Below are 22596 nucleotides of genomic sequence, written 5' to 3'. Positions count from 1 at the left end.
TTTCACGCGGCTTGTTCGGCCAAAACGGGCTTGGCGGTCGAGCGATAATATTCCTGCGCCGCGATCACGCCAGAGCCCAGTTTAACCGGGTAATTCAGATCCGCCATGGCCATTTCGAGCGTGGCCAACCCCGAGAGCATCATCGACTCGGTCAAGCTTCCAAGATGGCCGATGCGGAAGGCACGGCCGTTCATTTCGCCCAGACCCACGCCAAAGCTCATGCCGTAGGTGGAAAACACACGCTCTGTCAAACGGTTGCTGTCAAAGCCTTCGGGGACAAAGACCGCGCTGACGGTGTCCGAATAGAGATCTGGCGACTGTGCCACCAGTTTCAAGCCCCAAGCGGCAACCGCGCGGCGCACGCCCTCTGCGATCCGGGTATGGCGGGCATAGACATTATCCAGCCCCTCTTCGAAGAGCATGTTCAGGCTCTCGGCCATGCCGTAGATCAGTTGCAGCGGCGGGGTATACGGGAAGCCACCTTTGGCGTTGGCCCCCATCATATCACGGAAATCAAAGAAGGTGCGCGGCAATTGCGCGGTCTCCATCATCGCCAGCGCCTTGGGGCTGACGGCGAGGATCGCCATGCCGGTGTTGAGCATAAAGCCCTTTTGCGAGCCGGAGACCGCGATATCGACACCCCATTTGTCCATCTCAAAGGGCATCGAACCCAGCGAGCTGACGCAATCAACCATCAGGAGCGCGGGGTGTTTCGCAGATTTCATCGCGCCACGGACAGCGGCGATGTCAGAGCGCACACCGGTTGCGGTTTCATTATGGGTGACAAGCACAGCCTTGATTTCGTGGTTTTTGTCAGCGTTGAGCGCCTCTTGAAAGCGGTCAGCGGGCGCCCCGCCACCCCAAGGGCATTCGATGATCTGAACGTCCAGCCCATGACGCTGGCACATATCAATCCAGCGATGGCTGAACATGCCGTAGCGCGCCACCAAAACCTTGTCGCCAGCCGACAGGGTGTTGGTGATCGCCGCCTCCCAGCCGCCGGTGCCGGAGGCGGGAAAGGTGATGATCTCGCCGGTGGTGGTGCCGAACACGGTTTTGCAGCCCTTGAGGACCGGGGTCAACGTGTTGACGAAAGCGGGCGAGCGATGGTCTTGCGTCTGCACCTGCATCGCACGACGCAACCGGTCGGGAATATTCGTGGGGCCGGGAATGAAAACCGGGTTTTGATCAGACATTGCGCCATCCTCCATTGATCTGAGGGTAATATGGGGGAGAGTCTTGCGTTTTGCAATTTTCTTGAAATGTATTTCCATTTTAATATTAAAATATTCAACTAGTTGCTATTTAACGTTTTTTATTTTTCCATAACTATTTAAAATAAGAACATGAAAATATTTTTTATTCTGTATACAATTGCCCACTGAGAGCTACAGCGAGGGAATCACCGCCATGACCCAACTCAAACGCCCACGGGGACGCCCCAAATCGCAAGTTGCCGACAACAGCGCCGGCACCATGCAGGCCCTCGACCGCGCGTTGGCGGTGCTGACCGCCGTGGCGCGGCAAGAGGGGGTAAACCTGACCGATCTGTCGCTGAGCCTTGGGATTCCCACCGCCACGACGCATCGCATTCTGACCACCTTGCAAAAGCGTGACTTTGTGCGGTTCGATGAAGAGCGGCAGGATTGGACGATCGGGATTGAGGCCTATCGTACCGGGGTTGCCTATCTCAAGCGCACCAATCTGGCGGATGCGGGTCGCCCGGTGATGCGGCGCTTGATGGAGCAAACGGGCGAGACCGCCAATCTGGGGGTGCCCGACGGGGCCGAGGTGGTGTTTATCGGGCAGGTCGAGACACAAAATCCGATCCGGGCGTTCTTTCCGCCCGGTTCGCGCACCCCGATGCACGCCTCTGGCACCGGCAAGGCAATTTTGGCGGCGCTGCCGGAGGATCGGCTGATGGCCCTGCTCAAGAGCGCGGGCCTCAAGGGGTTTACCGAAGAGACCCTGATCACGCCGCGCGCGCTGTTTGATGATCTGGCAGAAACCCGCACACGCGGCTGGTCGTTTGACCGCAACGAGCGCTATGACGGCATGTCCTGCATCGGCGCCGCGATTTTCAACGATCGCGGGGAGCCTTGCGCGGGCGTGTCGATCTCTGGCCCCAGCAGCCGGTTTCGTGATGCGCAAATTGCAGAGTTCGGAGCCGCCGTGGCGCAGGCGGCGGCGCAGATCACCCATCTGATCGCGGGCAAGGGTAGTGCTATTTCTGAAACAACCGGGTCGCGTTGAACAAGGCATCCAACTCTTCATAACGCTCGCGGGTGGCAGGCCAGCGTTCCTCTTGCACCGCCGCGATCAGCGCCTCCAATAGCATCATGGTCGAGATGTTGGAATCCCACGCCGACGGGATTTCGACCCAGCAGTTGAAGGTATGGGTGGCCAGTTCCGAAATCGGGCTCATCCATTGGTCGGTGATGAGCACCACGCGGACGCCGCGCGCCGTGGCAATCTCGGCCAGCCGCATCAGGCTGGTTTCATAGCGGCGGATGTCGAACATCAAAAGGGTATCCCCCTTGACCATGTCGAGCACATAATGCGGCCAGGTGGCGGAAGAGGAGGTCATATGTGTGACCCGCCCGCGCACCGCCTGAAAATGTGTGAACGCGTAATCCGCAAGCGCCCGCGTGATCCGCCCGCCGACCAGATAGAGCCGCCCCTCTGTATCGGCCAGCAGGCGCGCAGCCGCGTCAAAGCGGGCGCTGTCGATATTGGCGAAGGTCTGTTCGATATTTTGCGTCACTGCCTGTGCAAATCGGTTGAGCGAATGCGTAGCGGGGGCCTCTGACGCCCAATTGGCGCGGCGTTGGGTGGGGCCGGAAACCTTGGCCTCCAGTTCTTTCAACAGCGCCTGATGGAATTGCGGATAGCCCTTGAAGCCCAGCTTCTGCACCATCCGCGCAATCGTCGGCGTCGAAACCCCGGCATTTGCCGCGACAATGGTGATCGAGGCCAGACCCGCCGCCGGGTAGCTGTCGAGCAGTGCTTGGGCAAATTTGCGCTCTGATTGGGTCAGCGCGCCATAATGCTCGCGGATCAGATCGCGCACGGTTGGCGGAGGTTTGGTCACATCGCTCATCCTCAACTGGTGCTGTCGAAACAGGCAGGCACGGCGACAATCACCGGAAAGCTGCTGGAAATATATTGACACAAATTTCTTCATGTGGAAACATTTTTACAGACGCATGGGGGAACGTATGGCAAGCGATCTGAACAGGGGTGATTCTGAGGTGGTCGAGGTGATCGGCGGGCAGGCTACCGGCCCAGCGCTGATCCTGTGCGAGCACGCCTCGAATCATATCCCCGCGCAGTATTGCGATCTTGGGCTAAGTGCCGACGCGCAAAGCAGCCATGCGGCGTGGGATCCGGGCGCACGGGCCGTGGCCTGTGCCTTGGCGCACGCGCTCGATTCTCCGATGGTGGCGGCCAAGGTGTCGCGCCTTGTCTATGACTGCAACCGCCCGCCTGAGGCAGAGAGCGCCATGCCGGAACGATCCGAGGTGATTGAGGTGCCGGGCAATCGCAACCTCAGCGCCGTGCAGCGCGCCGACCGGGTGGCGCATGTCTATGCGCCGTTTTGCAACACCGTCACGCAGATTATCACCGCGCGCAAGACGGCAGGGCAGGCGACGGCGCTCGTGACCATTCATAGTTTTACCCCGGTCTGGTTCGGGGCGCAGCGCGATTGCGAGATCGGCATCCTGCATGACAGTGACACTCGGCTGGCGGATGCGATGCTGGCTGAAGCGCACCGCCTGCCCCATCGCGTCATCCGCCGCAACGATCCCTATGGCCCCGAGGATGGGGTCACCCATTCGCTGAAGCTGCATGGGCTGGCGCAGAACCTGCCCAATGTGATGATCGAGATTCGCAATGATCTGTTGCGCGACGCGCAGGCAATCGCGCGGATGGCTGAGGAAGTGCTGACCCTGCTGCGACCGGCGCTGGCCCAGATGGCAGAGACCGCCAAGGGGACAACAGATGCCTAAATCCATTCTGGCCTATATCCGCGCCATCGACGCGATGAACCGCTTTATCGGGCGGATCGCGATGTATCTGATTTTCGTGCTGATTGGGGTTTTGCTCTGGTCGTCGGTGTCCAAGACCTTTTTCAACCCCTCACTCTGGACGCTGGAAACAGCGCAATTCGTGATGGTGGCCTATTATGTTCTGGGCGGGCCCTATTCGATCCAACTGGGAAGCAATGTGCGGATGGACCTGTTTTACGGGGCTTGGACAGATCTCACCAAGGCCTGGGTTGACGCGTTTACGGTGTTCTTCCTGCTGTTTTATCTGGGTGTGCTGCTCTATGGCGCAGTCGGGTCCACTGCCTATTCGCTGGGGTATTACGAGACAGAGCCGTTTTCGTGGTTCTGGCAGGTGTTCGTGACCTTGGTGACCGAAGGGCCAACGGCGGCGGGTGAAATGTTTGGCTTTCTTGAGCGCTCTTCGACCGCGTGGCGACCGTTTATCTGGCCGGTCAAAGCCATTCTCTGCCTCGGCGTGTTTCTGATGCTGTTGCAGGCTGTGGCAGAGCTTTGCCGCGATATTGGCCGGATCAAAGGCGAGGCGCTGTGATGCCCTATGAAATGATCGCAATCTTGATGTTTTCCTCGATGATGCTGATGCTGCTCACCGGGCAGCGGGTGTTTGGGGCCATCGGATTTGTCGGCGCCGCAGCGGCGATGCTGCTCTGGGGTGTGGGCGGGGTGGATGTGCCCTTTGCCAGCGCAATGAAGCTGATGAAATGGTATCCGCTGCTGACCCTGCCGATGTTTATTTTCATGGGCTATGTGCTGTCCGAAAGCAAAATCGCCGATGATCTCTACAAGATGTTCCATGTCTGGATGGGGCCGGTGCGCGGTGGTCTGGCGATTGGCACGATCGGGTTGATGGTGCTGATTTCCGCGATGAATGGTCTGTCGGTGGCAGGCATGGCCATTGGCGCGACCATCGCGCTGCCAGAGTTGTTGCGGCGTGGCTATGACAAGATCATGGTGACGGGGGTCATTCAGGCGGGCTCTAGCCTTGGTATCCTTGTGCCACCGTCTGTTGTGCTGGTGCTTTATGCGATGATCGCACGGCAACCTGTGGGGCAATTGTGGCTGGCAGGGGTGCTGCCGGGACTGATGATGGCCACGATGTTCGTGATCTACATTTATGTGCGCTGCCGGATTCAACCCGAGCTTGGCCCGGTGTTGCCTGAGGACGAACGCAATGTGCCACTGGCGGAAAAGCTGCGTCTGCTGCGCGCGGGGCTGCTTCCGCTGGTGATTTTTGCCACCATGATGTTTCCCTTTGTCAAAGGCTGGACCAGCCTTGTGGAAAGCTCGGCCATTGGCGCGATGGCGGCGTTTGTCGCGGCGGTCCTCAAGCGGCGGATGACGCGCGAGGTGTTCGAGACGAGCGTGCGCAACACGCTGGCGATTTCGTGCATGTTCATGTGGATCATTCTGGCCGCTCTGGGATTTGGCGCGGTGTTCGATGGATTGGGCGCGGTCAAGGCGATTGAGTATCTCTTCACCGAGCAGTTGCATCTCAGCCCGTGGATGATTCTGATCCTGATGCAGCTGTCGTTCATCCTGATGGGCACGTTTCTGGATGACACCGCGATGCTGGTGATCGTCGCACCGCTTTATGTGCCGCTGGTGGGTGCGCTTGGATTCGATCTGATCTGGTACGGTGTGCTTTATACGATCACCACGCAAATTGCCTATATGACGCCGCCCTTTGGCTATAACCTGTTTCTCATGCGGGCCATGGCCCCACCGGAAATCAGTCTGCGCGACATCTATCGCTCTATCGTGCCCTTCGTTGGCGTGATGGTTCTGGCGCTGGTTCTGGTAATGACATTCCCGCAGATCGCCCTCTGGCTGCCGGATTACGTTTACGGAAAATAACCCTGAGAAGAGCCCCGGGCGGGGGCCGGATTTCACAACAAGGAGAGAAGACGATGACCACAAGACGCAAGTTTCTGACCTCTGCCGGGGCGGGCGCGCTGGCCGCGCCACTGGCCACCCCGGCGCTGGCGCAATCGACGATCACTTGGCGGATGCAGACCTATGCCGGGGCGGCATTGGCCGAGCATGTGGTGAAACCAGCCATCGACATGTTCAACAAGATCGCCGGTGACCGGATGCAGATCGAGCTGTTCTTTGCCGATCAGCTTGTGCCGACGGGCGAGCTGTTTCGCGCGATGCAGCGCGGCACGATTGATGCGGTGCAGTCGGATGATGACAGCATGGCAAGCCCGACCGATGTAACGGTGTTCGGTGGCTATTTCCCCTTTGCCAGCCGCTACAGTCTGGATGTGCCGGTGCTGTTCAATCAGTATGGCCTCAATGAGATCTGGGACGAGGAATATTCCAAAGTTGGCGTCAAGCATATCAGCGCAGGCGCATGGGATCCCTGTCATTTCGCCACCAAGGACCCGATCAACAGTCTCAAGGATCTGGAAGGCAAGCGGGTCTTTACCTTTCCGACCGCAGGCCGGTTCCTGACACAGTTCGGCGTCGTCCCTGTGACCCTGCCGTGGGAGGATATCGAGGTCGCGGTACAGACCGGCGAACTGGATGGCATCGCATGGTCCGGGATCACCGAGGATTACACCGTTGGCTGGGCCGATGTGACAAACTATTTCCTGACCAACAACATCTCTGGCGCATGGGCCGGGTCGTTCTTTGCCAATATGGACCGCTGGAACGAGTTGCCCGAGGATCTGCAAACCCTGTTCCGGGTCTGCTGTGATCAATCGCATTACTATCGCCAGTGGTGGTATTGGGGCGGCGAGGCCAGCCTTCGTGTCGATGGCACCAAGATGAAGCTCACCACGATTCCCGATGCCGAATGGCAGCAGGTCGAAGATGCCGCGCTGGTGTTCTGGGATGAGATCGCCGCCGAAAGCCCGACCAAGGCCAAGGTTGTCGAGATCTTCAAGAAATACAATGCCGACATGGCCAAGGCCGGACGACCCTATCGGTACAGCTGATCCAGATGCCCCCCCGGTCAACGAGCCGGGGGGTATTTTTCACTGACACTGCGAAACCTGTAAAGACGATCAGATACAGAAAGACGGAGCACATCATGGGGCTGACATTCGAAACCCTCAAGGCAGAGGTCGCGGCAGGCAAGGTGGATACCGTGCTGGTCTGTCTTGTGGACATGCAGGGCCGCCTGATGGGCAAGCGCTTTCACGCCGCGCATTTCGTGAACAGCGCGTGGGAAGAAACCCATTGCTGCAATTACCTGCTGGCCACCGATCTGGAAATGACCACGCCCGAAGGCTTTGCCGCCACAAGCTGGGAGCGCGGCTATGGCGACTATGTGATGAAGCCGGACCTGAGCACGCTGCGGCCTGTTCCGTGGCTTGACGGCACGGTGATGGTCCTCTGCGATGTGCTGGATCATCACACCCACGCACCGGTGCCGCACAGCCCCCGCGCCATGCTCAAGGGGCAATTGGCGCGGTTTGACGCCATGGGCTATGACGCGATGATGGCGACAGAACTGGAATTTTTCCTGTTCGAGAAAAGCTATGACGATATCCGCAAATCCGGCTATCGCGATCTGGCACCAATCTCTGGTTATAATGAGGATTACAACATCTTTCAGACCACCAAGGAAGAGCATGTGATGCGTCCTATTCGCAATCACCTCTATGCCGCCGGTCTGCCCATCGAGAACACCAAGGGCGAGGCTGAAGCTGGTCAGGAAGAGCTCAACATCAAATATGCGCCCGCACTCGACACCGCCGATTACCACACCATCGCCAAACACGCCGTCAAGGAGATTGCGTGGCAACAGGGGCATGCCGCCAGCTTCTTGCCGAAATGGGACCACCGGCGGGTGGGTTCGTCCAGCCATGTGCATCAGTCCCTCTGGCGGGATGGCCAACCTGCGTTCTTTGATCCCAAAGACAGCCTCGGCATGAGCCAGCTGATGAAACATTACATGGCGGGCCTGCTGAAATACGCGCCCGATTACACCTATTTCCTCGCCCCCTATATCAACAGTTACAAGCGGTTCCAGAAGGGCACATTCGCCCCGACCCGGACAATCTGGTCGGTGGACAATCGCACCGCCGGTTTCCGTTTGTGCGGCGAAGGGTCCAAGGCGGTGCGGGTCGAATGCCGGGTGGGTGGCTCTGATCTCAACCCCTATCTGGCCATGGCAGCGATGCTCGCGGCCGGGCTTAAAGGGATCGAAGACAAGCTGGAATTGGCGCCGCCAACAGTGGGCGATGCCTATGGCGGCGAAACCGGCCGCATCCCGCAAACCCTGCGCGACGCCTATGAGACACTGAAAGGCTCGGCCTTCCTGCGCGAGGCGTTTGGTGACGTGGTGGTCGATCACTATGCCCGCGCTGCAGAGGTGGAGATCGAAGATTTCGACCGCGTGGTCACTGATTACGAGGTGGCGCGCGGTTTTGAGCGGGCCTGAGAGCGGCAGCGCCGGAATTGAGTATTTTTGGAACGATGAAAGGACGGGCGCAGTGCCCGCGATCAAGGATGCGATCATGCAGACATTGAAATGTATCTCTCCCATCGACGGTTCGGTCTATGCCGAACGCGAGGTTCTGAGTGTTGAGGCGGCACATGCCGCGGCAGGCCGTGCGCGCGCGGCGCAGGCCGCGTGGGCGGCGCGCCCCTTGCAGGAACGGACCCGTCTGGTGATGGCCGGTGTCGCCGCCGTGGGCGCCATGAATGACGAGATCGTGCCGGAACTGGCGCATATGATGGGCCGCCCGGTGCGCTATGGTGGCGAGTTTGGCGGGTTTAACGAGCGTGCGAGCCATATGGCAGCGATTGCCGAGGGCGCGTTGGCCGATATCGCGGTGGGTGAAGATGCCGGCTTTCTGCGCTATATCCGGCGCGTGCCGCATGGTGTGGTCTTTGTCGTGGCGCCGTGGAACTATCCCTATATGACCGCGATCAACACCGTGGCGCCCGCGTTGATTGCCGGCAATACCGTGGTGTTGAAACATGCCACGCAAACGCTCTTGGTCGGCGAGCGCATGGCGCAGGCGTTTCATGCGGCGGGCGTGCCGGAAGATGTGTTTCAAAACGTCTTTCTCGACCATGGCACGACCTCCGCGCTGATTGCCGCACGCGCGTTTGATGTCGTCAATTTCACTGGCTCGGTCGGCGGCGGGCGCGCGATGGAGCGTGCGGCGGCGGGCACCTTTACCGGGCTCGGGCTGGAACTGGGCGGCAAGGATCCGGGTTATGTGATGGAGGATGCCGATCTGGATGCAGCGGTTGCCACGCTGATCGACGGGGCGATGTTCAACTCGGGGCAATGCTGCTGTGGGATCGAGCGGATTTATGTGCATCAGAGCCTCTTTGACGCCTTTGTCGAGAAATCCGTTGCGCTGGTGAACAACTACAAGCTGGGCAATCCGCTGGACCCCGAAACCACCATTGGGCCGATGGCGAATGTGCGCTTTGCCGCAGAGGTGCGCGCGCAGGTGGCCGAGGCGCTGGACATGGGTGCGACCGCCCATATCCCGACCATGCCCGAGGACGACGGCGCCGCCTATCTCACGCCGCAAATCCTGACAAATGTCACCCATGACATGCGCGTCATGCGCGACGAAAGCTTTGGCCCCGTGGTGGGGATCATGCCGGTCTCCTCGGATGACGAAGCGATCGCGCTGATGAACGACAGCGAATTTGGCCTGACCGCGAGCCTGTGGACCGCCGATCTGGCCCGCGCACAGGCGGTGGGCGACCGCATCGAGACCGGTACGGTCTTTCTCAACCGCGCCGATTACCTTGATCCCGGCCTGTGTTGGACCGGCTGCAAGAACACCGGGCGTGGCGGCGGCCTCTCGGTGATCGGCTATCACAATCTCACACGCCCCAAATCCTACCATCTCAAGAAGGTGACGAAATGACCCTGACAGCCAACTGGTCTTATCCGACCGCAATCAAATTCGGCGCTGGCCGGATTGCCGAACTGCCCGCCGCCTGTGCACAGGCCGGGATCAAACGCCCGCTTCTCGTGACCGACAAGGGTCTGGCCGGACTGCCGGTGACGGCGGCAACGCTCAGTATTCTGGAGGCTGCCGGCCTTGGCCGCGCGATGTTCTCTGAGGTCGATCCCAATCCCAACGAGATCAACCTTGCCGCCGGTGTCGCAGCCTACAAGGCAGGGGACCATGACGGGGTCATCGCCTTTGGCGGTGGCTCGGGCCTCGATCTGGGCAAGATGGTGGCCTTTATGGCCGGACAGACACGGCCCATCTGGGACTTTGAGGATATCGGCGATTGGTGGACGCGCGCGGATGCCGATGCGATTGCACCCATCATCGCCGTGCCCACCACCGCCGGGACCGGATCAGAGGTCGGTCGCGCCTCGGTGATCACCAATTCCGTGACCCATGCCAAGAAGATCATCTTTCACCCCAAGGTTTTGCCGACGGTCGTGATCTGCGATCCCGAGCTGACTGTGGGGATGCCGAAATTCATCACCGCCGGCACCGGGCTTGACGCCTTTGCCCATTGCGTCGAGGCGTTTTCCTCGCCCCATTACCACCCGATGTCCCAAGGAATCGCGCTGGAGGGTATGCGCCTTGTGATTGACTACCTGCCGCGCGCCTATGCCGATGGCACCGATATCGAGGCGCGTGCGCAGATGATGAGCGCCGCCGCCATGGGCGCCACCGCGTTTCAAAAGGGGCTGGGCGCGATCCACGCCATGAGCCACCCGGTCGGCGCGCATTTCAACACGCATCACGGCACCACCAATGCGGTTTGCATGCCCGCCGTTCTCGATCTCAACGCCGATATGATCCGCGACCGGTTCGACCGGGCGGCGGGATACCTCGGAATCAAAGGCGGCTATGACGGCTTTCGCGCCTTTGTGCAGGAGTTCAACGATAGCCTCGGCATCCCGCGCGGCTTGCGGGATCTTGGTGTGACCGAGGCCGCGATTCCCGATCTCGTGCGTGACGCGCTGACCGATCCAAGCTGTGGCGGTAACCCGGTGACGTTGACCGGGGCCAATCTGACGGCGCTCTTCAAGGCGGCACTTTAAGGGCCCGTTTCATCTGGCTTGCAATACCTCAGGGGGTTTGGGGGACAGCGTCCCCCATCCCTCCGCCCGGCAATCGGTCAGAGGCGGGCGCGCAGCGCCATCAGCCCGAGGCGCGGCAGGCGCAGCACCAGACGCGCCAGAATTTGCCCATATTCCACCTCTCCTGCCATCAGGCGCAGGTAATCGCGCCGCAGGGTGGAGGAGCGTTGAAAGGCGCGGGCAAACCCCGGTTCGAGCGCAGGCGAGAATATCACCGGGCGAATGAGCCGCGCCATGTGCAGGGCGCGGTGAACAGGGCGGAGCGCACGACGATAGCGCATCACTGCGCTTTCAGGATGCCCCGCGCTCAGCGCAGCGATGGCCGCCTTGGCCGCCAATTGCCCGCTTTGCATCGCATAGCCGATACCTTCTCCGGTGATCGGGTCCACCAGCCCCGCCGCATCGCCCGCGAGCAACTCAGCCCCCTGCCCCGGCACGGTGCGAAAATCGCCAAACGGCAGGAATTGCCCCTTGAAGCTTGCCTCCGCCGCATCAATTCCCAGCCTGTCGCAATAGTCCGACATCGCGCGTTTCATATCGGGGTTTTCCGATAAAAGCCCCCCCACCCCCACAGTGGTCGAGCACCGCTTGGGAAAGACCCAGCCATAACCCCACTGCGCCGCCGCCAGATCAATGCGGATCGGGGCGGCGGGGTCGATATGAGCGCCGCGCGCCTCAATTTCTAGCCCAAAGCCGATGCGCGCCCGCTCAAACGGCTGGCCAAAGAGTACCCGCGCCACTTGGCTATTAACCCCGTCCGCCCCGATAAGCACACCGTAGCCCAGCACCGCGCCGCCTTTGAGCGTCACCGTTCTGATGTCACGGTCAATCTCGGCCACCGCCTGCCCGGTAAAATCCTGCGCGCCAGCGGCCAAGGCATGACCGCAGAGCATCGCATCCATATCCCAGCGCATCGTGGTGCAGAGCACGGGGGCATCCTCGATCAGCCCCAGGGACTGCCCGTGATAGCGGAAATCCACCGTGGTCTTGTAATCCTGCGGCTCAAACGGCATCGCATGGCCGAAAATCTCGGCGTAATGCCCGCGTGCCCGCCCGGTGATCAGCCCACCGCAGAGTTTCTCGCGGGGGAATGTCTTGCGGTCGATCAGCGCCACACGCAGCCCGGTGCGCGCCGCCACATGCGCTGCCGCCGCACCGGCGGGGCCCGCCCCGATCACGATCACATCGAAGCTTTGCACGGCTCAGACCTCGGGCAAGGCATCGCGGCGGATCATCGTGCGCAGCGCGAAACTTGACCGCATGGCGCGGATACCGGGGGTCTGCATCAATCCCTCTTCCAGAAAGCGGTCGAAATCCTTGAGGTCGGCGGCCACCACCCGCAAAAGCACATCGCGGGTGCCGGTCATCAGATAGCATTCCATCACCTCGTCGAACCGCCTGAGCCGGGTCTCGAAGGCGGTGATCGCGTCGCGGGTGTGATGCTCCAACTCGACAAAGATGAACGCGTTGAGCGGCAGACCGAGTTTCTCCTGGTTCACCCGCGCGGCATAGCCGGTGATGATCCCGTCGGTTTCCAGCCGGGCGATGCGTCGAGCCAAGGGGGTTGGCGAAAGGCCCACAGCCGCCGACAGATCGGCCAGCCTCTGGCGTCCGTCGCGTTGCAGGGCAGCGATGATCTGGCGGTCGATACGATCCATTTTCCCTACTTCCCCCCCCATTCTTGGGGATATCACCTAAATGTCACACGCAATTGACAAATGTTTGCTGTTTTTTCGCGCCTGACCGCTCTTACCTTGTGGGCAAGGAGGAGTCTAACATGCTCACACGTCTGGCGATATCCACCCATGAAGAAGTTTACCGTGTCGAGGATCGCGAGAGCGGCTTGCGCGGGTTTATTGCGCTGCATTCCACCCGGCTGGGTCCGGCTGCCGGGGGTCTGCGCATGCGCGCATATGAGGGCGACGATGCGGCGCTTGAGGATGTGCTCAATCTATCGCGCGGCATGAGCTATAAGAACACCGCCGCCGGTCTGCCTTTGGGCGGAGGCAAGGCGGTCATTATCGGCGATCCGGCGCACGACAAGACGCCCGCGCTGCTGCAGGCGATGGGCCGCGCGATCAACATGCTTCAGGGGCGCTACTGGACCGCCGAAGATATGGGCATGTCGCCCGAGGATATGGCCGAGATTGCGCGAGAGACGCGATTCGTCGCCGGGCTCTCCAAGGGCGCGCATGCCAGCGGCGACCCTTCGCCAGTCACCGCACGCGGTGTATTCGACGCCATGCAGGCAGGCGCTATGCAGCTTTGGGGCACGGCCGATCTGACCGGGCGCGCGGTGGCTGTGCAGGGTCTGGGGCATGTTGGCTGGCATTTATGTGTCTTGCTGCATCAGGCAGGGGCGCAGCTATGCGTCGCGGATATGGACCCGGCCCGTGTCGCTGGAACGGTCAAGGAATTTGGGGCGCTTGCCGTCGGTGCGCAAGACATTCACGCTGCGGATGCGGATATATTTGCCCCCTGTGCCATCGGCGGCGTGCTCAACATCCGCAGTATTCCCGAACTTCGGGCGCGCATGGTGTGCGGTGCTGCCAACAACCAATTGGCCACTCCAGAAGATGCCGAGCGCCTGTGCGCGCGCGACATCCTTTATCTTCCGGATTATGTCGCCAACGGCGGCGGCATCATCAACGTCGCTGCGGAAATCCTGCAGATTGCCGAGCGTGACAGCTGGGTTGCGGACCGGCTGGCGACGATGCAGGCCAATATCGCGCACATCCTCCTGCGCGCCGGGGCCGAGGACGTCAGCCCGGCGGTGATCGCGGATCGCATGGTCGAAGACCGGCTGTTACCTCAAGCGGTCTGACACCTGTCGTGATTTGAATCGGTGGGCAGGGCTTGATACGCTTAGCGGAACTGCATTGGAGACCTGTCATGCTGCGTTTGTCCCTGCCCCTTGCCCTCATCCTTGGTCTCGCCAGTGCGGCACAGGCGCAAACCATGCTCAGCGAGCGGGTGACGCTGGCACATGGCACCTTTAGCAGCGGTGGTGGCCTGACCATCGCGACCGAATTGCGCCGCACCGCAGACGGCGGCACCGCCCTCTGCGGGGTCTGGTCAGAAAGCGAGAGCCAATCCAGCTATACCATCGGCAAAGCGCGCGAGAGTGTGCGACTGGCGACGGTCTATGTGGACGGGCGCCGCATTGCGCAGAATTTGGGGGCATTGCCGCAGGTCGCCCCACGTCTGGATTATGCAGGCGCGCCCGCGCGCTGCATCGGCACCAATCTGGCTTGGCAGGCGGGGCGTGTGCCCGAGGTATTCATGCCGCGTCGACAGGTGAGCCGCAGCAACGGGGGCGGCAGCGATCCCGATATTGATTTTCGCCAAACCGGCAGCGGCGCGATGAGCGCGGCGCTGGAGGTGATCCCATTCCTCAGCCGCAACAGCCGTACCGTCCCTCTTTCAGAGGCGGTGCAGGTGGTGCAGGGGCGCTATAGCAGCGGCGGCGGTCTGCGCCTTGCGGCGGAATTGCGGTCCGTTGACGGGCGGGCGCATCTGTGCGGCGTCTGGTCCGATCTGCCGGGGCAGGATGCCCACACCGAAGATCTGGGGCGCGAGATGTTGCGCCGCAGCCGCGTCACACTGGGTGGACAGGAAATCGCCAGTGATCTGGCCAATCTGCGCCGGGTGTCGCCGCGCCGCGCCTATGGCGGCACGCAGGCCACTTGTCTTGACCTTAACCAGCCATGGCAAGCGGAGCGGGCGCGGGCCCCTCTCACCCTGCATCTGCCCGAAACCGTGGTTTATCGCAGCACAACGCCCAAGGGACAGCAATTGATCCGTTTTGGATCTTGAGCCCCAAAGCCTTTCTCGCGCCCTGTCAGCAGTTTTCGCTTGAAGCAGTCCAAGCGACGGTGCTATCCACAGCGCCGCGGCGGGTATGGTGAAAAGGTATCACGAAAGCTTCCCAAGCTTCAGTTACGGGTTCGATTCCCGTTACCCGCTCCAGACAGATTTCAGAAAATTCAGCGACGTAGTTCAGCGAGAATCGCCTCTGCCGCCGCACGCGGGTCTTGTGCCGCCCAGATGGGCCGCCCGACGACGATGTGATCGGCCCCGTCGGCAATGGCCTGTGCCGGTGTTGCCACCCGCTTTTGATCGCCCAAGGCGCTGCCCGCGGGCCGCACGCCCGGCGTGACGATCAGGCGCCCTGCGGCCTCGGGCAAGGCGCGGATCATCGCCGCCTCTTGCGGACTGGCAATCACCCCATCGGCCCCGGCGTCAAAGGCGCGGCCTGCACGCTCTGCCACCAGATCGGGCAGATCGCCCGGCTTGATCAACCCGGCATCAAGATCCGCGCGGTCGAGCGAGGTCAGGATCGTCACCGCGAGAATCTTGAGCGGCTTGCCCGAAGCGCCTTCCTTTGCGGCGCGCACCACATGCGGATCACCATGCACGGTCAAAAAATCTAGATCGAACTGGGCCAGCCCGCGCACCGCCGCCTCGATTGTGGCACCGATATCAAACAGCTTCATGTCCAGAAAAATCCGTTTGCCCTGTTCGGACTTCAGTTCATCGGCAAGCGCGAGGCCCCCGCCGGTCAACATACCCAAACCGATCTTGTAGAAGGTGACAGCGTCGCCCAGTTGCCCGGCCAGCTTGAGCCCTTCCAGCGCGTTGGGCACATCTAAGGCTACGATCAGGCGATCATCGGTCATGGGGCGCTCCTCTTGCGACAACTGTTGCGCCCTTGTCGCGGTGAGGATGGGCTGCGTCAAGCCTCTGCACACATCCCGTCCAGCGCGGAGGCGGTCCAAGTGATCTGACGCAGGTCTCGACGAAACTCGGGAAGGCGCTTTAATTGCCGCAACGCATCCGACCAGAGCCCGACACTGAGCGTTTCCGCCGCAGGCGTGCTGACGTTCAGGCAGACTTGGCCAGCTCCCGTTTCCAGCAAAAGCACGCCGCTTATGCATCCGTTACAGAGATCCCGGCGCAGATCGCGCGCCCGCACTTTGGTAATATGCATTCCCGCTAACCCGTTCGGCTATTACTCTGCAAACGGTCGACCGTGCCGATATTTTACCGGATTGAGTCTAATTATAGATGGTTTCCAGTCCCACATGGGGATCTGTCCGGGTTCTTGTCCTATGGGAGGGCGTACCGCCCTGCGGATAACTCGTGAAAAGATCCGCATTCCAAGGGCTTCAGCCCAGAGGCTGTCACGAAAATGTGGCCCCCCGGTAGTTGCCAGTGCCATTTCGCTGCAATTCCTGCGAGACGCGCCTTGAACCTCAGGGGGGTGCCACCCATTTATTGCTAGAGGTCCTCGACCGACGCATGCCTAATACTGGGTGCGCCACCGGGGGAATGCTTGTCAAAAGGAGAAAGCCCATGGACTTCAACAAGTTCACGGAACGGTCGCGTGGTTTCATTCAGGCCGCCCAGACCATCGCAATGCGCGAAAGCCACCAGAAACTAGCCCCCGAACATATCCTGAAGGCGCTGCTTGACGACCCTGAAGGTCTGGCCAGCAACCTGATCAAACGTGCCGGTGGCGCGCCTGAGCGCGTGAAGCAGGCCATTGATCTGGCCCTGACCAAAATTCCGCAAGTGTCGGGCGATGCCGGGCAGACCTATATGGATCAGCAGACCGGCAAGGTCTTGGCCGAGGCCGAAAAGCTGGCGCAAAAGGCGGGAGACAGCTTTGTTCCCGTCGAGCGCATTCTGACCGCGTTGGCCTTGGTGAAATCCCCCGCCAAAGAAGCGCTGGAGGCTGGGGCCGTGTCAGCACAGAAGCTCAACGAGGCGATCAACGATATCCGCAAGGGACGCACTGCGGATTCCGCATCGGCGGAAGATACCTATGAGGCGCTGGAGAAATATGCCCGCGACCTGACCAAGGCCGCAGCCGAGGGTAAGATTGACCCCATCATTGGCCGTGACGACGAAATCCGCCGCGCGATGCAGGTGCTGAGCCGCCGGACCAAGAACAACCCGGTTCTGATCGGTGAGCCGGGGGTGGGTAAAACCGCCATCGCCGAGGGTCTGGCCCTGCGCATCGTCAATGGCGATGTGCCGGAGTCCCTGCGCAACAAGCGTCTGTTGTCGCTCGACATGGGTGCGTTGATTGCAGGTGCGAAATATCGTGGCGAGTTCGAGGAGCGGCTCAAGGGCGTGCTGAACGAGGTGACGCAGGCCGCTGGCGAAATCATCCTTTTCATCGACGAGATGCATACGCTGGTGGGGGCAGGCAAGGCCGACGGGGCCATGGATGCCGCCAACCTGATCAAACCGGCGCTGGCACGCGGTGAATTGCACTGTATTGGTGCCACCACGCTGGATGAATACCGCAAGCATGTGGAAAAGGACGCGGCCCTAGCGCGCCGGTTCCAACCGCTGATGGTGGAGGAGCCGACGGTCGAGGATACGATCAGCATTCTGCGCGGTATCAAGGAGAAATACGAGTTGCACCACGGTGTGCGCATCTCTGACTCCGCACTGGTTGCCGCCGCGACGCTCTCGCACCGCTACATCACCGACCGGTTCCTGCCCGACAAGGCCATCGACCTGATGGACGAGGCGGCAAGCCGTCTGCGCATGGAAGTGGACAGCAAGCCCGAGGAGTTGGACGCGCTCGACCGCGAAATCCTGCAAAAGCAGATCGAGGCCGAAGCCCTCAAGAAAGAAGACGATGCCGCGTCGCGCGACCGGCTGGAAAAGCTGGAAAAGGAGTTGGGCGATCTGCAAGAGCGCTCGTCCGAGATGACCGCCAAGTGGCAGGCGGAACGTGACAAGCTGGCCGGTGCGCGCGACATCAAGGAACAGCTTGACCGCGCCCGCGCCGAGTTGGACATCGCCAAACGCGAAGGCAATCTCGCCCGTGCCGGTGAGCTGAGCTATGGCGTGGTTCCGGGATTGGAAAAGCAACTGGCCGAGGCCGAAACCCAAGGCGACGATGGCGTCATGGTCGAAGAGGCGGTGCGCCCCGAGCAGATTGCACAGGTGGTGGAACGCTGGACCGGCATTCCGACCGCCAAGATGCTGGAAGGCGAGCGCGACAAGCTCCTCGGGATGGAAGACAACCTGCACCGCCGCGTGATCGGTCAGAACACCGCCGTCAAGGCCGTGGCCAATGCCGTGCGCCGGGCACGGGCGGGGTTGAACGACGAGGGTCGCCCCCTGGGCAGCTTCCTCTTTCTCGGGCCGACCGGTGTGGGCAAGACCGAATTGACCAAGGCCGTGGCCGAGTTTCTGTTTGACGACGACAGCGCCATGGTGCGGATCGACATGTCGGAGTTCATGGAGAAACACTCGGTCTCGCGTCTGATCGGTGCGCCTCCGGGCTATGTCGGCTATGACGAAGGGGGCGTGCTAACCGAAGCAGTGCGCCGCAGACCCTATCAGGTGGTCCTGTTCGACGAGGTCGAAAAGGCACACCCGGAAGTGTTCAACGTCCTTTTGCAGGTGCTTGATGATGGCGTGCTGACCGATGGTCAGGGCCGCACCGTGGATTTCAAGCAGACGCTGATCATCCTCACGTCGAACCTTGGGAGCCAAGCGCTGAGCCAGTTGCCCGAGGGCGCAGACGCCGCCACCGCCAAGCGCGATGTGATGGACGCCGTTCGGTCGCATTTCCGGCCTGAGTTCCTCAACCGGCTGGATGAGATTGTGGTGTTTGACCGGCTCACGCGGCCGCAGATGGACGGTATCGTCGATATCCAGATGGCGCGCCTGCTCAAGCGGCTTGCCGCACGCAAGATCACGCTGGCGTTGGATGATGCCGCCCACAAATGGCTGGCGGATGAGGGCTATGATCCCGTCTACGGCGCACGTCCTCTCAAACGGGTGATCCAGCGTGCGTTGCAGGATCCCTTGGCCGAGGCGCTGTTGGCCGGGGATATCCTCGATGGGGCCGTGGTGCCAGTTACGGCAGGACCCGAAGGGCTGATCATCGGCGAGCGGGTGGGCAACACCACGCAGGAGCCACCAAGAGACGCCGTGGTCCACTAAACAGAAAACGCCCCTCTGATTGGTCAGGGGGGCGTTTTTTCTTGGGCGCACGGCGTGACCGCTCAGGGCGCGTCCGGTTTGGTTGCCTCGCGCTTGACCTTGTATTCCTCGGGGATCGGCATGCGGTTAAAGGCGTCAAGGCCTGCAATCTTGTAAGCCTCGGCCAGAGTTGGATAGTTGAACGTGTTTTGCACGAAATAATCCACCGTACCCTTGAGGTTGAGCACCGCCTGCGCGATGTGGATCAGTTCTGTCGCCCCCTCACCCACGATCTGCACCCCCAGAACCCGGCGTGTCTTGAGGGAAAACAGCATCTTGAGCATGCCATGTTCCAGCCCCATGATATGCCCGCGCGACGTTTCGCGGAACCGCGCGACGCCCACCTCATAGGGGATGCCGCGTGCCTGCATTTCCTCTTCTGACATGCCACAGGTGGAAATCTCGGGCACGGAATAGATGCCATAGGGAAACCACGGCGATTCTGGCAGGGTCGGTGTATCCAGCGCGTGACAAGCGGCCACGCGCCCCTGTTGCACCGAAGTCGAGGCAAGGCTGGGATGCCCGATCACGTCGCCTGCGGCATAGATATGCGGCACGACGGTCTGATAGGTCTTGCGGTCCACCTCGATCCGGCCACGATGATCGGTCTTGAGCCCCGCCGCCTTGAGATTAAGGCTGTCGGTTGCCCCCATGCGTCCGGCGGCAAAGAGCAGCAGTTCGGCGCGCACATGGCGGCCATTGGCAAGGCTCACCTCGATATGATCGCCCGCGTCCTCAACCCGCTCAATGGCAGAACCCAAGCGCAGATCAACGCCGTTCTCGCGGATCTGATGGGTGAAATCCTGAATCAGGGCCCGGTCGATGAAATCAAGGAATGTGTCGCGCGGTTCGATCAATGTCACCCGAACGTCAAGAGCGGAAAACATCGTGGCATATTCCACCCCGATCACGCCCGCGCCCACCACGATCAGGCTGCGCGGAATGCGTGCGAGTTCAAGAAACTCGTCGCTGTCCACCACCGTGCGACCGTTGAAGGGGACATTATCAGGGCGGTAGGTCTTGGTGCCGGTCGAAATCAGAAAACGGTCGGCGGTCAGGCGGCTGACATCGCCTGCCTCGGTCGCGACCTCGATCGTATGAGCATCGACAAACCGCGCCATGCCGTGCAGCGTGTCCACATGGTTGCGGTTGAACTGATGTTCCAGAACATCGACCTCGTGATCGAGCGTCATATGTAGCCGCGCCTTGAGATCCTCGGCCCCGATGTTGTCCTTGACCCGGTAGGCACGGCCATAAAAGCTGCGCTCGCGCCAGCCCGAGAGGTTGAGCACGGTTTCGCGCAGCGTCTTTGACGGGATTGTGCCAGTGTGAACCGACACCCCCCCCAGCCGGTCCTTGCGGTCGATCACCAGCACCCGGCGCTTTAGCTTGCCCGCCTGAATGGCGGCGGCCCGGCCTGCGGGGCCAGACCCTACGATGATCAGGTCATAATGGCTCATGTCTTATCCTGCATAGAGCGCCTCGGCATGGAAGGTCACATGATCCTCCATGAAGGTGGAGATGAAGAAATAGCTGTGATCATAGCCCTTTTGCATCCTGAACGTGCCCTCTTGGCGGCGGGCGGTCATGGCATGGGCCAACGTTTCGGGGCGCAGAAGGTCAAGAAACTGGTCATTGGTGCCGGTGTCCACCAGAACCGGCCCGTCAAAACCGCGCTCGGCCATCAAGAGGCTGGCATCATGCGCCGCCCAAGCGGATTCGTCCGCGCCCAGATAGGCCGTGAACTGCTTGCGACCCCAATCGCTGTTGGTCGGGTTGCAGATGGGAGAGAAGGCCGACACGGACCGGAACCGGCCCGGCAGAGACATCGCCAGCGTCAGCGCGCCATGCCCGCCCATGGAATGCCCGGTTATGGCCTGCCGGTCCATATCCGCGGCAAAATTCGCGCCGATCAGCGCGGGAAGTTCCGTGGCCACATAATCCCACATGCGGAAATGCGGTGCCCAAGGGGATTGGGTGGCGTTCACATAGAACCCGGCCCCCTGCCCCAGATCGTAGTTGTCATCATTGGCCACACCGTCGCCGCGCGGGCTGGTGTCAGGAAAGACCAGTGCGATGCCCTGTTCCGCCGCCCAGCCCTGCGCGCCGGCCTTGACCATCGCATTCTCATGGGTGCAGGTCAGGCCCGAGAGATACCACAACACCGGCACCGGCCCATCCTGCGCCTCGGCGGGCAGAAAGAGACCAAAGGTCATATCCACACCGCAGACTTCTGAAGCATGGGTATAGACGCCTTGCGTGCCGCCAAAGCAGGCGTTTTCCGAAACCGTTTTCATCGTGTTCTCCTCTCACGTCAGTATGACTGTTCAGTAAAGCCGGTTCACCCAACCGATCACAAGCGACACGGTCAGGATGGCAGCGCCAGTGGAAATCAGAATCGAGGACGAAACCCGCTTGGGCGCAACACCGTAATGCTGGGCGAGCATAAAGACATTGCCCGCCACAGGCAGGCTGGATGCCGCGATCATCACCGCACCGGCATAGGGATCAACCTCGAACAGAACGAGCACGGCAAAGGCCACAAAGACCGGGTGCAAAATCAGTTTGCAAAATGAGAGCCAGCCAGCGATATGCGGCCGCTCCGCCGATTTTGACGCCAATGAGGCACCGATGGCAAAGAGCGCGCCCGGCGTCGCCGCCCCGCCGAGGATGCGCACGAAATCATTGATCGGGTCAGGAATGGGCAGGCGCAGGCCGGACCATGTAAGGCCCAGCACGATCGAGACGATCATGGGGTTTTTCACGAGCCCCATGCCGACGGTGCGCAGGATGGCAAAGCTGAGCCGCCCATCGCGTGAGCCGGTGATCAGAATCACCACCAATGATCCGAACACGATGAGATCCACCGCCAGCACGATCATCACCCAGCCAATCGCCGCCTCGCCCATCAGCATGGCCAGCATCGGCACACCCAGAAATCCCACGTTGCCGATGACCGCGCATTGCGCCTCGATGGCCACCTCCTGCACGTTCACGCGGCGCAAGAGCGCCACCGCCGTGGCGATGCCATAAACAAAGGCGGTCGCCCAGAGATAGGCCAGAATGAAATTCCAATCCAACACCTCTGCCAGTGTGAGATTGGCCGAAAAGCGAAACAGCATCGCCGAAAGGGCAAAGTAGAACACGAACTTCGTGAGCCACGCAGTCGCCGCTTCGGGGAAAAACCCTGTGCGCCCGGCGCCGTAGCCAAGCCCGATGATCATGAAGAAAGGAAGCGTTTGGAGGAATACACTTAGCATGCAGGTTTGGTAGACAGAGCCGGTCGCGGGGTCAATCGCAACCATGTGCCCGCGCCACAAGATTGCGTTGCGCGCCGCGCTAATGCGCAGGGGGATTGCCTGCGCCCTATCTTTCTTTATTTCGCCTTTTCTGGTATTCTTGCAATCAGGTGGCGAGAAAACTGTCACCTGCGTGATCTGATCAAGGTATTTACATAACTCAAATAAGATCAATCTCCGCCCTGAT

The 22596-nt window shown here is 61.0% G+C and carries 20 protein-coding genes and 1 tRNA gene; 12 read left to right on the top strand and 9 right to left on the bottom strand.

Annotated elements, in window-relative coordinates; genetic code table 11:
* Positions 1-2 precede the first annotated feature (2 nt).
* A complete protein-coding gene (gene bhcA / locus ACN0SW_RS14380) occupies positions 3-1196 on the bottom strand; it encodes an L-aspartate--glyoxylate aminotransferase BhcA (protein WP_417728614.1) in 1194 nt (397 codons plus the stop codon).
* Between the two features lie 214 nt (positions 1197-1410).
* Here bhcA and bhcR point away from each other — a divergent pair, with 214 nt between their 5' ends.
* Entirely contained in the window at positions 1411-2253 is an 843-nt protein-coding gene (bhcR, locus tag ACN0SW_RS14375) for an HTH-type transcriptional regulator BhcR (RefSeq protein WP_417728613.1), read from the top strand.
* On the opposite strand, the gene ACN0SW_RS14370 is transcribed toward bhcR, so the two are convergent.
* Positions 2225-3091 (bottom strand): MurR/RpiR family transcriptional regulator, encoded by an 867-nt coding sequence (locus ACN0SW_RS14370; protein WP_417728612.1) that lies wholly within the window; start codon positions 3089-3091, stop codon positions 2225-2227. The genes bhcR and ACN0SW_RS14370 overlap by 29 nt on opposite strands.
* Positions 3092-3218: 127 nt before the next feature.
* Here ACN0SW_RS14370 and ACN0SW_RS14365 point away from each other — a divergent pair, with 127 nt between their 5' ends.
* The 7 genes from ACN0SW_RS14365 (at position 3219) to ACN0SW_RS14335 (ending at position 11058) form a co-directional block, all read left to right on the top strand.
* The gene (locus tag ACN0SW_RS14365) at positions 3219-4010 is read left to right on the top strand and encodes an N-formylglutamate amidohydrolase (RefSeq protein ID WP_417728611.1); all 792 of its coding nucleotides are present in this window, start codon (positions 3219-3221) and stop codon (positions 4008-4010) included.
* On the top strand, positions 4003-4599 hold the full coding sequence (locus tag ACN0SW_RS14360) for a TRAP transporter small permease subunit (RefSeq protein WP_417728610.1): 597 nt from the start codon (positions 4003-4005) through the stop codon (positions 4597-4599). The genes ACN0SW_RS14365 and ACN0SW_RS14360 overlap by 8 nt, the downstream gene beginning before the upstream one ends.
* On the top strand, positions 4599-5921 hold the full coding sequence (locus ACN0SW_RS14355) for a TRAP transporter large permease (protein ID WP_417728634.1): 1323 nt from the start codon (positions 4599-4601) through the stop codon (positions 5919-5921). Before ACN0SW_RS14360 ends, ACN0SW_RS14355 begins: the two co-directional genes overlap by 1 nt.
* A 53-nt stretch (positions 5922-5974) precedes the next feature.
* On the top strand, positions 5975-7009 hold the full coding sequence (locus tag ACN0SW_RS14350; RefSeq protein WP_417728609.1) for a TRAP transporter substrate-binding protein: 1035 nt from the start codon (positions 5975-5977) through the stop codon (positions 7007-7009).
* 95 nt (positions 7010-7104) lie between these two features.
* The gene (locus ACN0SW_RS14345) at positions 7105-8460 is read left to right on the top strand and encodes a glutamine synthetase family protein (RefSeq protein WP_417728608.1); all 1356 of its coding nucleotides are present in this window, start codon (positions 7105-7107) and stop codon (positions 8458-8460) included.
* 76 nt (positions 8461-8536) lie between these two features.
* Positions 8537-9916 carry an aldehyde dehydrogenase family protein gene (locus ACN0SW_RS14340; RefSeq protein ID WP_417728633.1) on the top strand — a complete coding sequence of 460 codons (1380 nt, stop codon included), beginning with the start codon at positions 8537-8539 and terminating at the stop codon, positions 9914-9916.
* Positions 9913-11058, top strand: a complete 1146-nt coding sequence (locus ACN0SW_RS14335) for an iron-containing alcohol dehydrogenase (protein WP_417728607.1) — start codon at positions 9913-9915, stop codon at positions 11056-11058. Before ACN0SW_RS14340 ends, ACN0SW_RS14335 begins: the two co-directional genes overlap by 4 nt.
* A 77-nt stretch (positions 11059-11135) precedes the next feature.
* Here the strand turns inward: ACN0SW_RS14335 and ACN0SW_RS14330 are convergent, their stop codons facing one another.
* Entirely contained in the window at positions 11136-12296 is a 1161-nt protein-coding gene (locus tag ACN0SW_RS14330; RefSeq protein ID WP_417728606.1) for a geranylgeranyl reductase family protein, read from the bottom strand.
* A gap of 3 nt (positions 12297-12299) precedes the next feature.
* Entirely contained in the window at positions 12300-12755 is a 456-nt protein-coding gene (locus ACN0SW_RS14325; protein ID WP_417728605.1) for an Lrp/AsnC family transcriptional regulator, read from the bottom strand.
* A gap of 119 nt (positions 12756-12874) precedes the next feature.
* Between ACN0SW_RS14325 and ACN0SW_RS14320 the strand changes: the two genes are divergently transcribed.
* The 3 genes from ACN0SW_RS14320 (at position 12875) to ACN0SW_RS14310 (ending at position 15066) form a co-directional block, all read left to right on the top strand.
* The gene (locus ACN0SW_RS14320; RefSeq protein ID WP_417728604.1) at positions 12875-13921 is read left to right on the top strand and encodes a Glu/Leu/Phe/Val family dehydrogenase; all 1047 of its coding nucleotides are present in this window, start codon (positions 12875-12877) and stop codon (positions 13919-13921) included.
* 68 nt (positions 13922-13989) lie between these two features.
* On the top strand, positions 13990-14913 hold the full coding sequence (locus ACN0SW_RS14315) for an orotidine 5-phosphate decarboxylase (protein WP_417728603.1): 924 nt from the start codon (positions 13990-13992) through the stop codon (positions 14911-14913).
* 79 nt (positions 14914-14992) lie between these two features.
* A tRNA-Gly gene (locus ACN0SW_RS14310) sits at positions 14993-15066 on the top strand.
* A gap of 17 nt (positions 15067-15083) precedes the next feature.
* On the opposite strand, the gene pyrF is transcribed toward ACN0SW_RS14310, so the two are convergent.
* Positions 15084-15776, bottom strand: coding sequence for an orotidine-5'-phosphate decarboxylase (gene pyrF / locus ACN0SW_RS14305; protein ID WP_417728602.1), 693 nt, complete (start codon positions 15774-15776; stop codon positions 15084-15086).
* A 56-nt stretch (positions 15777-15832) separates the two neighbouring features.
* Positions 15833-16087 carry a hypothetical protein gene (locus ACN0SW_RS14300; RefSeq protein ID WP_417728601.1) on the bottom strand — a complete coding sequence of 85 codons (255 nt, stop codon included), beginning with the start codon at positions 16085-16087 and terminating at the stop codon, positions 15833-15835.
* Between the two features lie 365 nt (positions 16088-16452).
* Here ACN0SW_RS14300 and clpB point away from each other — a divergent pair, with 365 nt between their 5' ends.
* Positions 16453-19071 (top strand): ATP-dependent chaperone ClpB, encoded by a 2619-nt coding sequence (gene clpB / locus ACN0SW_RS14295; protein ID WP_417728600.1) that lies wholly within the window; start codon positions 16453-16455, stop codon positions 19069-19071.
* A 62-nt stretch (positions 19072-19133) separates the two neighbouring features.
* On the opposite strand, the gene sthA is transcribed toward clpB, so the two are convergent.
* From sthA to ACN0SW_RS14280, 3 genes are read right to left on the bottom strand one after another with little or no spacing between them, the layout of a single operon-like run.
* Positions 19134-20570 (bottom strand): Si-specific NAD(P)(+) transhydrogenase, encoded by a 1437-nt coding sequence (gene sthA, locus ACN0SW_RS14290; protein ID WP_417728599.1) that lies wholly within the window; start codon positions 20568-20570, stop codon positions 19134-19136.
* A 3-nt stretch (positions 20571-20573) separates the two neighbouring features.
* On the bottom strand, positions 20574-21407 hold the full coding sequence (gene fghA, locus ACN0SW_RS14285) for an S-formylglutathione hydrolase (protein ID WP_417728598.1): 834 nt from the start codon (positions 21405-21407) through the stop codon (positions 20574-20576).
* 30 nt (positions 21408-21437) lie between these two features.
* A complete protein-coding gene (locus ACN0SW_RS14280) occupies positions 21438-22370 on the bottom strand; it encodes an AEC family transporter (RefSeq protein WP_417728632.1) in 933 nt (310 codons plus the stop codon).
* Positions 22371-22596 lie beyond the last annotated feature (226 nt).

Origin of the sequence: Roseovarius sp., from assembly GCF_048262375.1 — a bacterium.
GTDB lineage: Bacteria > Pseudomonadota > Alphaproteobacteria > Rhodobacterales > Rhodobacteraceae > Roseovarius.
The sequence above is the reverse complement of the archived record's forward strand: the minus strand, read 5'-3'. Positions and strand labels throughout refer to the sequence as shown.

Excerpts from the sequence above, each read along its gene's own strand:
- fghA (WP_417728598.1), bottom strand. The coding sequence starts at position 21,407 with ATGAAAACGGTTTCGGAAAACGCCTGCTTTGGCGGCACGCAAGGCGTC.
- ACN0SW_RS14280 (WP_417728632.1), bottom strand. The coding sequence starts at position 22,370 with ATGCTAAGTGTATTCCTCCAAACGCTTCCTTTCTTCATGATCATCGGG.
- ACN0SW_RS14345 (WP_417728608.1), top strand. The coding sequence starts at position 7,105 with ATGGGGCTGACATTCGAAACCCTCAAGGCAGAGGTCGCGGCAGGCAAG.
- bhcA (WP_417728614.1), bottom strand. The coding sequence starts at position 1,196 with ATGTCTGATCAAAACCCGGTTTTCATTCCCGGCCCCACGAATATTCCC.
- ACN0SW_RS14335 (WP_417728607.1), top strand. The coding sequence starts at position 9,913 with ATGACCCTGACAGCCAACTGGTCTTATCCGACCGCAATCAAATTCGGC.
- bhcR (WP_417728613.1), top strand. The coding sequence starts at position 1,411 with ATGACCCAACTCAAACGCCCACGGGGACGCCCCAAATCGCAAGTTGCC.
- ACN0SW_RS14315 (WP_417728603.1), top strand. The coding sequence starts at position 13,990 with ATGCTGCGTTTGTCCCTGCCCCTTGCCCTCATCCTTGGTCTCGCCAGT.
- ACN0SW_RS14320 (WP_417728604.1), top strand. The coding sequence starts at position 12,875 with ATGCTCACACGTCTGGCGATATCCACCCATGAAGAAGTTTACCGTGTC.
- pyrF (WP_417728602.1), bottom strand. The coding sequence starts at position 15,776 with ATGACCGATGATCGCCTGATCGTAGCCTTAGATGTGCCCAACGCGCTG.
- ACN0SW_RS14340 (WP_417728633.1), top strand. The coding sequence starts at position 8,537 with ATGCAGACATTGAAATGTATCTCTCCCATCGACGGTTCGGTCTATGCC.
- ACN0SW_RS14360 (WP_417728610.1), top strand. The coding sequence starts at position 4,003 with ATGCCTAAATCCATTCTGGCCTATATCCGCGCCATCGACGCGATGAAC.
- clpB (WP_417728600.1), top strand. The coding sequence starts at position 16,453 with ATGGACTTCAACAAGTTCACGGAACGGTCGCGTGGTTTCATTCAGGCC.
- ACN0SW_RS14325 (WP_417728605.1), bottom strand. The coding sequence starts at position 12,755 with ATGGATCGTATCGACCGCCAGATCATCGCTGCCCTGCAACGCGACGGA.
- ACN0SW_RS14365 (WP_417728611.1), top strand. The coding sequence starts at position 3,219 with ATGGCAAGCGATCTGAACAGGGGTGATTCTGAGGTGGTCGAGGTGATC.
- sthA (WP_417728599.1), bottom strand. The coding sequence starts at position 20,570 with ATGAGCCATTATGACCTGATCATCGTAGGGTCTGGCCCCGCAGGCCGG.
- ACN0SW_RS14355 (WP_417728634.1), top strand. The coding sequence starts at position 4,599 with ATGCCCTATGAAATGATCGCAATCTTGATGTTTTCCTCGATGATGCTG.
- ACN0SW_RS14350 (WP_417728609.1), top strand. The coding sequence starts at position 5,975 with ATGACCACAAGACGCAAGTTTCTGACCTCTGCCGGGGCGGGCGCGCTG.
- ACN0SW_RS14300 (WP_417728601.1), bottom strand. The coding sequence starts at position 16,087 with ATGCATATTACCAAAGTGCGGGCGCGCGATCTGCGCCGGGATCTCTGT.